At 61.1% G+C, this 9,514-nt stretch carries 7 protein-coding genes; 6 read left to right on the top strand and 1 reads right to left on the bottom strand.

Going from position 1 to position 9,514, the window contains the following annotated elements; translation table 11 throughout:
* The first annotated feature begins 289 nt into the window (after positions 1–289).
* Positions 290–781, top strand: a complete 492-nt coding sequence (locus tag VHD36_19475; protein HVU89518.1) for a hypothetical protein — start codon at positions 290–292, stop codon at positions 779–781.
* Positions 782–814: 33 nt separating this feature from the next.
* Here VHD36_19475 and VHD36_19470 read toward each other — a convergent pair whose 3' ends face one another.
* Positions 815–2,638 carry an ATP-binding cassette domain-containing protein gene (locus tag VHD36_19470; GenBank protein HVU89517.1) on the bottom strand — a complete coding sequence of 608 codons (1,824 nt, stop codon included), beginning with the start codon at positions 2,636–2,638 and terminating at the stop codon, positions 815–817.
* Between the two features lie 278 nt (positions 2,639–2,916).
* Between VHD36_19470 and VHD36_19465 the strand changes: the two genes are divergently transcribed.
* The 5 genes from VHD36_19465 to VHD36_19445 form a co-directional block, all read left to right on the top strand.
* The gene (locus tag VHD36_19465; protein ID HVU89516.1) at positions 2,917–4,383 is read left to right on the top strand and encodes an amidohydrolase family protein; all 1,467 of its coding nucleotides are present in this window, start codon (positions 2,917–2,919) and stop codon (positions 4,381–4,383) included.
* Positions 4,384–4,427: 44 nt separating this feature from the next.
* Complete coding sequence (locus tag VHD36_19460; GenBank protein HVU89515.1) at positions 4,428–5,789, top strand: redoxin domain-containing protein; 1,362 nt, start codon at positions 4,428–4,430, stop codon at positions 5,787–5,789.
* A 112-nt stretch (positions 5,790–5,901) separates the two neighbouring features.
* On the top strand, positions 5,902–7,089 hold the full coding sequence (locus VHD36_19455) for a serine hydrolase domain-containing protein (protein HVU89514.1): 1,188 nt from the start codon (positions 5,902–5,904) through the stop codon (positions 7,087–7,089).
* Between the two features lie 327 nt (positions 7,090–7,416).
* Positions 7,417–8,220: a hypothetical protein gene (locus tag VHD36_19450; protein HVU89513.1), complete on the top strand. Its 804-nt coding sequence runs from the start codon at positions 7,417–7,419 to the stop codon at positions 8,218–8,220.
* A 25-nt stretch (positions 8,221–8,245) separates the two neighbouring features.
* A partial coding sequence (locus VHD36_19445; GenBank protein ID HVU89512.1) for an SPFH domain-containing protein occupies positions 8,246–9,514 on the top strand: 1,269 nt, incomplete at its 3' end.

The raw sequence follows: 9,514 nt of genomic DNA, 5'->3' as shown, positions 1-9,514 counted from the left end.
CGCGAAGCTGCCGCGCTACGTGCCGGTGCTGTGGGTAATTTCGACGGTCGTCGGCGTCGCCGGATTCCTGCTCGGCGGACAACCTTTCCTGCTGATGCTTGCCGGCCTGGCGTTTGGCGCGGCGTTCATCGGTGCCGGAATAGCCATCTGGTTGGATCCCGCACTGCGGACTCGTTGAAGAGGGGCATGGTTGGCTCTTTGAAATATTCGCTTACGTGCCCCATTCCCGGTTAAGCTTGTTTCATCAGAAGTTTCCGCGACCTACTGGCCACGAAATGCAGGAACGGACGTGAACGAACGCTCACAATTCGAAGCCTTGGGTTGGACGGTTCACGACTGGCGACATGCCGGCCAGGAGATCACGGTTCTGCATCGCGAGCCGTTCCGACTGAGCTGGTTCGCGACGCAACTGGTGACCTACGTTTTCCTGATTCGTAGGACGCCCGAGGATTACCAGTCGCTGCTCGACGATTACTCAGCGTTACGGAAGTTTGCCGGCGACTTCAAGCAAACGTGGGTACCGTTTGGGCTTCAATGCGGTTATGCACTGCTGCCCATCTACGTTGGTCACAGTTTTTCACCGTCGCTGGTCACGGAAATCCATCGCAACTTTCCGAAACGCTGGTGCGTGGTCCATGTCCCGTCGCTCTTCGACGTCGAGACCGGGCAGCTCGACACGCTCGAGACGAAGTCGTTTTGGGGCTGCGTTTACCGCCCCTACATCAGCGCTACGATCGCGGACACCGTGGAGCTGCTGCCCGGTGCAGCGGCGATGGCGTGAGCTGCCGACGGGCTGTCGCGACAACGAGCCGAATTATTCGGCAAACTGATCCAGTTGTTCCCAGCGCTCGTAGGATTCCGCCAGACGGACCTCCAACTCTTTAAGGCGGGCCTGCTGTTCCGCGATTTGTTTGCCCGGCTGTCGATAAAAATCTTCCTGGGCCATTGCCTGATGCAACGTGCTGATCTCGCCTTCGAGTTGCTCGATCGTTTGCGGCAGGGTTTGTAGCTCTTGCCGTTCTTTGAAACTCAGACGCCGTTTTGGTGTGCCTGCTTTCGCGTCAGCCGACGACGACGAACGTTCCTTGGGGGACGTGCTGGCACTCGGCCGGGGCGGCGGGGCGGTTGCAGCAATCGATGCCGCGCGTTGTCGTTGCCAATCGTCGTAGCCACCGACGTACTCGCGCACCTGTCCGTCTTCGAAGACGTAAGTGCTCGTGACGACATTGTTCAAAAAGGCTCGGTCATGGCTCACGACGAGCACGGTGCCACTGAATTGCACCAGCCGTTCTTCGAGCAACTCCAGGGTCTCGGCGTCGAGGTCGTTCGTCGGCTCGTCCAAGACGATCACGTTGGCCGGCTTGGCGAATAGTTTGGCCAGCAGAACGCGGTTGCACTCTCCGCCCGACAGAAAACGCACGGGCGTCCTCGAACGTTCGGGGCTGAACAGAAACTCTTCCAGATACCCGATCACGTGCCGCGACTTTCCGGCAATCGTGACGGTGTCATAGCCGTCGCCGACGTTCTCCTGCACCGACGCCTCGGGATTCAACTGCTGGCGCAATTGATCGAAGTAGGCAATTTGCAGGTTGGTTCCCAAGCGAACGTTTCCCGAGTCGGGCTCGAGCTGTCGCAGCAGCAACCGCAGCAAGGTCGTCTTGCCGGCCCCGTTCGGGCCAAAGATGCCGATCTTGTCGCCGCGCAGGATCGTCGCCGAAAAGTCAGGCACGATCGTGCGCTCGCCATACCCGAACGTGACGCTGTCCAGCTCCGCGACCAGCGTGCCGCTGCGCTGCGCGTCGGCGATAACAAGGTTCACTTTACCGACCGCGGTCGGTCGATCGCGGCGCACGCGCCGCATCTGCTCGAGCGCCCGCACGCGTCCTTCGTTACGCGTGCGCCGCGCCTTGATGCCTTGACGCAGCCACGCTTCTTCTTCGGCCAGCCGCTTGTCGAACAGCGCGTTCTGCTTTTCCTCGGCGGCCAGCCAATCCTCTTTGCGGGTCAGGAACGTGTCGTAGTCGCACGACCAATCGAATAACCGCCCGCGATCGATTTCCAGGATCCGCGTGGCCAGTCGGCGCAGGAACACGCGATCGTGAGTGACGAAGATCAATGTCGTGCTCAGGCGCTCGAGAAATTCCTCCAGCCAGCGAATGGCGTCGATGTCGAGATGGTTCGTCGGTTCGTCCAGCAGCAGCAAGTCAGGCGACGAGACCAACGCCCGAGCGAGCAGCACGCGCCGTTTCATGCCTGAGGAAAGTGTTTCGAAGCGGTCGGCAGCCGGCAGTTCCATCTCGGCCAGGATGCGGTCGATTTGCTGTTCGTCGCGCCAGGCCATTTCCGGTTCAGCTTCCCGGTTCAGCAGCCCAAGCGCGACGACTTCGCGGATCGTACCGGCGATATCCTGGGGAACGTCTTGCGGCAGGATCGCGATTTTCACGGTTGCTGCGTGCGCGATCTGGCCGGAATCGGGTTCGATCTGCCCGCACAAAAGCCGCATGAACGTCGTCTTCCCTTCGCCGTTGCGGCCCAACAAGGCGATGCGCTGGCCAGGCTCGATCTGACAGGAAATCGCATCGAGCAGGGTACGCCCCCGAAAGCCAATGGAAAGGTCGCTCACGGTAACGAGGGGCATGGAACCGCTGCAAGAAGAGGAGGCTTAACGTGTCAGGCAGGCTACAGGGGCACCTGTGCAATTATGCCGATTTCACTCCCCCCGGCGAGTGCCGGCGGCGGATCTTCGGCCGGTCGCAGTTTGTCGCTGACCATGAGAGAAGGCCCCTAATGCGTTCTTCGCACGCGCAAGCGCAGTAGAATGGGCCTGCTCCAAGGCTCGCCAGACTTGGCGCTGGTGGAAGCAGTTTGAACTAGCCAGCCAACCGGCTGCCCGCAATTTGATTTCGGAGGCTCACTGTGTACCGTCCTTTGCGGCATGTTTTGCTCGCCGGTTGTGCGGTCTTTGCCAGTACCGTACCGGCGATAGCGGCGGAACCACCTTCCGCTCCTGCCCGCTACGATCTGGTGATCGAAGGCGGGCGAGTCCTTGATCCAGTAAGCGGACTGGATGCCGTGCGCAATGTGGGCATCATCGGCAATTCGATTCGAGCCGTTAGCGAGGATCGGCTCGATGCGGTTGCCAGGTTCGATGCCGGCGGCATGATCGTCGCACCGGGCTTCATTGACTTGCACTCGCACGGGCAAACGGATGAAAACTATCGCTACAAAGCCATGGACGGCGTGACGACAGCTCTGGAGTTGGAAATCGGCACCCTCGACGTCGATGACTGGTACGCCCAGCGCCAGGGAAAGTCGCTGATCAACTACGGCGTGGCCGCGGGTCACATCGGGGCCCGCATGCGCGTGCTGGGAGGGCCCGTCACGCGGCTTCCCGAAGGCGGAGCGGCCCAGGACGAGGCCACGGATTCTCAAATCAACCAGATGAGGCGCCTTGTCGAGGACGGATTACAGCGCGGCGCCGTCGGAGTGGGTTTGGGCATCCAGTACACGCCCGGCGCTTCGCGCTGGGAAATCTTGGAGATGTTTCGGGCCGCTGGCAAGCACGAGGCGGCCTGCTTCGTCCACATTCGCCATGCCGGTGAAAAAGAGCCGCAAAGCAGCATGGCCGCCTTGGAGGAGGTCGTGGCGGCGTCGGCCATTACCGGCGCTTCGCTGCACGTCGTTCACGCGTCGAGCATGGGACTGCGCAATACATCGCGCCTGCTGGCAGCTATCGCCGGGGCGCGATCGCGCGGATTGGATGTCACCACCGAATGCTACCCCTACACGGCGTCGATGAGCGCCATTCGTTCGGCCATTTTCGATGAAGGTTGGCAGGATGCTCTGGGCGTCAGCTACGGCGATCTGCAATGGGTGGCAACCGGCGAACGGTTGACCGCCGAGACATTCGCGCGCTACCGGGACGTTGGGGGGCTCGTGATCATTCACTCGATGCCCGAGGCGATGGTGCGCGAAACGGTGGCCAACCCGCTGACGATGATCGCCAGCGATGGATTTCTCGACGGCGGCAAAGGTCATCCGCGCGGCTCCGGCACCTATGCAAGGGTCCTGGGACGTTATGTCCGCGAGCAGGGTGCCCTCTCTTGGATCGACGCGATCCGGAAGATGACGATCATGCCGGCTCAACGATTGGAACATCGCGTGCCCATGATGAAGAATAAGGGCCGAGTGCAAGCCGGCGCTGATGCCGATCTGGTGGTGTTCGACCCGCAAACGGTCATCGACCGGTCGACATTCGAACGGCCGGCCGAATACTCGGCGGGGTTTCGACTGGTCTTGGTCGCCGGAACACCGGTGGTCAAGGAGGGGCAGTTGCAAAATGCGGTCGCCCCTGGCCAGGCGATTCGTGCTCCCTTGCCGTGAGGCGAAGTCCGACAAGATCTATTCCATGGAAACGGTTATTGAAGATGACACGTGAAGCCAAAGTAGGCACCCGAGCGCCCGCATTCTCTCTGTCCCTTGTCAATGGGCTCGGATCTGAACGTGGTCAGGCAACTCTCGACGATTACCTTGACCGCTGGCTGTTGCTGATGTTCTATCCGCGCGATTTCTCGTTCGTCTGCCCGACAGAGCTAACGTCCTTGAGCGACCGCATCGAGGAGTTTCGCGAGCGGCACTGCGATGTTTTGGCGGTTAGTACGGACTCGATCGACACCCATGCGCGCTGGTTGACCTGCGCGCCGTCGCAGGGGGGCATCGGACCTCTCACGTTCCCACTAGCGAGCGATCCTGAGGGCCAGGTCTGCAAGGCATACGGAGTGCTTGTCGAGCGTGGCCACATGGCGCTTCGCGGACTGTTCATCATCGACCCCAACGGCGTTTTGCAATACCAGGTCGTCCACAACTTAACCGTGGGTCGCAGCAGCGACGAGATCCTTCGCGTGCTGGATGGCCTGCAGAGCGGCGGATTGTGCGCTGCCGAGCGTACTATCGGCCAGGCACCCTTGAATGTCCTCGAACAACTTGGACCCAACCGGGTGATGGGGCAGTATCGGCTGGAATCGCTCCTGGGCTCAGGCACATTCGGCGTGGTCTACCGCGCCCACGACTTGGTGCTCGACCGCACCGTGGCCCTGAAAGTCCTGCCGTCGGGCGATGCGACTCGCGATCGAGTTTTAGCCGAGGCAAGAGCCGCGGCCGCGCTGAATCACCCGAATGTCTGCACCGTACACGCGGTCGATGATTCCAACGGCGCGCCGATGATCGTGATGGAGTACGTCGCCGGCGAGACGCTGGCCGCCCGTATCAAGGCCGGCGCGATGGCGCCGGACGTCGTGGCCGCGTTTGGCCGACAGATTGCGGCAGGTCTGGCGGCCGCGCATGCCGCGGGCGTCGTTCACGGCGACCTGAAGCCGGCGAATCTGATGGTCACGCCGAGCGGCGCGATCAAGATCATGGATTTCGGCCTGGCCCAACGCGTTTCGGCATTGGAAGACCGCGATAATACAATTGAGTGGAACGAATCATCCGGTTCGCGTATCAGCGGGACGCCTCGCTACATGGCCCCGGAGCAGGCCCGTGGCGAACCCGCATCCGCCGCAAGTGACGTGTTCGTGCTAGGCCTGATCACTTATGAAATGCTCACCGGGAAATCGGCGATCTCCGGCAAGAGCATCCTGGAATCACTCATGGCCATCGAACAGTTCGACAGCGCCAAGTTCGTCGCAGAACTGTCCGAGCCATTTGCAGGAATCCTCCGCGAAGCACTCGTACGCCAACCCACGGACAGACGCATCACCATGGCCCAGATCGTCGAGCAACTGGCGTAACTCCTGGATTCGGCGCAAGCCGACCTCACGGCGCCAATCCCAACGGCTCGGCAAGCCGGAGCATGGCGTTGGGCGTTGAAACCACACGCGCGCAGCACGCGCAACGAGAGAAATGATGATTCCTATCGACGCCCGCCGTCTTTTCACTTTGCTGGCTTTGCTCAGCGTATCGCAAGCGTCGGCCGTCGAAGATCGAGGTGAGCCGGTAGCTGCCGTGGCGTCCAGCGATGGGCAGGCATCTCGAAGCGACGGCCCGTCGGGCGCCTGGCTCGCGCGTCTGATCACCGATCTCCGCCAACAGAATCAACTCGTCGGCCTGGGCGCTATCGTGATGGTCGACGGCCAGGTCGTGGCGACTGCCGTCGACGGCGAGCGCAAGATCGATAGCGGCGTGCCGCTCGAGCTCGCGGATCGCTGGCATATCGGTTCGATTACCAAATCAATCACGGCGACGATGATCGCGCGGTTGGTCGAGGCGGGAAAGATGCAATGGTCCGACTCGATCGGTGAGCGTTTCCCTGACGCACGGGTCCACGACGACTGGAAACGGGTCTCGCTCTCGGAACTGCTCACGCATACTTCGGGGGCGCCGGCGAATTTCCCGATGTTGGTGCTGCTGTTGCGACCTGCGATCGGTCCGGAATGTACCCAGAAGCGCCGGGAGGCCGTTATGGACGTGATCAGCAAGAAACCGGCAAGCACGCCCGGAGAGAAGTACGCCTATTCCAATATCGGATACACGATCGCCGGGGCCATGGCCGAGGCGGCAACCGGCGTGGGCTGGGAAGATCTCGTCCGACGGGAAGTCTTCGAGCCGCTTGCGCTTGCCAGCGCCGGGTTCGGCGCGCCGAAGAGCCCAGAAGAAACGCTTGATCAACCCCGCGGTCACATCAGGACGCGCGACAAGAAAACGGCCGTGAGTGACAAGTCGGACGTCACTCCCATCATCGGCCCGGCCGGGACCGTTCACATGACGCTGGCGGATCTGTGCCGCTACGGGAACGAGCACCTGCGTGGCGGGAAGCTGCTCGCCGCGGAAACCTATAAGCGGCTGCATGATCCTCATCTCGAAAATTATGCTTACGGCTGGGTAAAGAAGAGGGCGACCGACGAGCTTCCGCACGTTACGTATTGGCACAATGGATCGAACACCATGTGGTATGCCTTGCTCGTGTTCATACCTGACACGAACATGACGGTTGCCGTTACATCGAACGATTGCGACATTGCGAAGGCGGAGTCGGCGGCCTGGTCGATCGTCCAGGCCAGCGCCAAGCAATTCGACGTCCAAGGCGATTGAAGACGATTCGACAGCCAAGCCGGGTGATTTGCACGGCCGTCTCACGCCCCATTGCCGAGCGGACAGGGCCCGGAAGCTGTCACCTGTCATTTGCAAAGTCGGCCGATTTTCATTGCCGCATAAAGACTTACGGCTTTGCGTTTGTTTCTCGGCCGATCGCTATTCGCCTCAGGAGGGGCTAAAATACCTTGGCGACCACATGGTCGGGGGCCCGCGTGGCGGCCTCAGGGACTAGTCAGTCCTTGGGAGCGTGCATTGCGGTCGAACGATGGCCCCTGGTAGGGCCAGCTTATGGGAATTATCGACAGACTACTCGTTCGATTCATCTTGTGGTTCGGTCTGCCTGTTCTGTTGTTGTTGCTGGTCGTCGGCCCGCGAAAGCTGGGACGCGGCATCAAGTTTGGCTACCACTGGCTCTTTCAGCGGCGGCTGCAGCCTGAAGAACTGTTGGCGCACGTCCTGCGCCAGCATCAGGACCACATCCGTGCCGTGCGTTCGGCCCTGGCACAAGCCGAAGCCGTCGAGGTGGAGCTGCGCAACAACCTGCAAAAGAGCGAAGAGAACGTCAGTGTCCTCGAAGCCGAGGCCCGCCAGCACGTCACGCAAGAAGACGATCTGGGGGCCAAGGCTGCGTTGTATAAGTTGAACCTCGAGCGCAAGGCGATCGACAGCTTTCAGGAGCAACTGGCGCGACAGTCGAATTTGATCAGCGAATCGCGGCGACGCCTGTACTTGCTCGAGCTGCAACTGCGTCAGTACGAAGTCGGCCGCAGTATCCTGCTCAGTCAGTTGGCCGAAGCCAAGTCGACCGAACAGCAGTACGCGATTGCCAGCCGTTTCGATCCCTTCAACGCGGTCGCCGATTGGAAAAAAGCCGAAGGGATCGTGCAAGAAAAGGCAATCAATGCCCGCGCCTTGGAGCGGGTCTATGTCGATACCACCGATCTGACCGACGCGGCGCATCCGGCGGCGATCGATTTGCCGGTGCTCGAATCGCAGATAGCCCAGTTGCGGGCCAAAATTGCCACGCCCGTTGTTGCGGACAAGAGCGTTCTGACGCCAACGGCTCCCGGTGTCGCGCCGGACGCCGGCCCGGAACATTCTCCTCGCGACGACAACCGCCGGTCCTGACGCGACCGAGCCTGAGGACATCGAAATGATCAACCTGCTCAAGCAGTCCAAGTTTTGGACGACGTCGATCGCCGTGATCGTGGCGCTCGGCATCGTGTACCTCCTGTGGCAATGGGAGGTCGAGCGGATCGAGGTTGGCCCCGGAAAGTATCTGGTGCGCATTCATCGGTGGGGTAAGAACCTGTCCGAAGGAGAAATCGTGGCGCCCGATCCCTCGTACAAGGGCGTGATGTTCGAGGTCTTGCCCGAGGGACGCCACTTTCTGAATCCGTTGTTCTGGAGCCACGAAGTTCATCAGATGGTTCACGTGCCGGTGGGCAAATGCCTGGTATTGACCCGACAATTTGGTCGCGACATTCCGGAAGAGCGCTTGACCGTCGGCGATATCCTGGCGCATCAGGACAACGACAATCCCATTGACGGCGAGCGCGGTATTCTGCGCGAGGTGCTATTGCCGGGCAGTTACCGCTTGAATCCCTATGCCTATGCGTGGGAGGAGGTGCCGGCGGTCGAAGTGCGCGTCGAGCAGGTCGGCGTGCGATGTTTGAAAGTGGGGCAAGATCCGCGCAAATTGTCGCCCGACCCTGCGCGGGGTAACTATGTCGTGCCTGATGGTTATCGCGGCGTGCAGCAAACGCCCGTTTCTCCCGGCACCTATTACATAAATCCATTCGTCGAGACGATCACTCCGATCGAAGTCCGCAGCCACCGTGTCGAGCTGACGGATATCGAGTTTCCATCGCGTGACGGCTTCATCATCAAGCCGCAGGTGGTCGTGGAATACGCGGTACGTCCGGAGAAAGCACCAGAGCTGCTGGTGCGGCTGACCGATGAAGGAGTAATTCACCAGGCCGATTCGAGCGATAAGGAGAAGGAAGCGAACGAGGTGTTGCAGAAGGTGCTGCTGCCGCACATCCGCGGCTACGCGCGGATCGAGGGAAGCAACTTCGACGCCCGCGATTTCATTCTCGTACAAAGCGAAGCCGGCGACACGAAGACGACCAACGCCCGCGAAGCGCTGCAGCGGACGTTGCTGTCGAAAGTCAAGCCGCGCTGCGCCGAGCTGGGGGTCGAAATCCGCGCCGTAACGCTGGCCGACCTGCGTCCGCCCGAGGAGTTGGCCGATCAGATCGCGCAACGCGAGCTGGCACGCGTCGAGCGCGAGAAGAACCAGGTTCGCCTCAAGCAATTCCAGGCCGAACAAGAACTCAAGGGGAAGGAAAGTCTGAAGCAGCAGGCGGCCGAGAAGGTGAACGCGGAAACGCGCCTGGTGCAAGGCAAAACCAAGAGCGAG

It is taken from the genome of Pirellulales bacterium, from assembly GCA_035546535.1.
Lineage (GTDB): Bacteria > Planctomycetota > Planctomycetia > Pirellulales > JACPPG01 > JACPPG01.
The sequence above is the reverse complement of the archived record's forward strand: the minus strand, read 5'-3'. Positions and strand labels throughout refer to the sequence as shown.

What these genes read in the sequence shown, in the direction of transcription:
- VHD36_19470 (HVU89517.1), bottom strand. Translation starts at nt 2,638, where the DNA reads ATGCCCCTCGTTACCGTGAGCGACCTTTCCATTGGCTTTCGGGGGCGT.
- VHD36_19460 (HVU89515.1), top strand. Translation starts at nt 4,428, where the DNA reads ATGACACGTGAAGCCAAAGTAGGCACCCGAGCGCCCGCATTCTCTCTG.
- VHD36_19455 (HVU89514.1), top strand. Translation starts at nt 5,902, where the DNA reads ATGATGATTCCTATCGACGCCCGCCGTCTTTTCACTTTGCTGGCTTTG.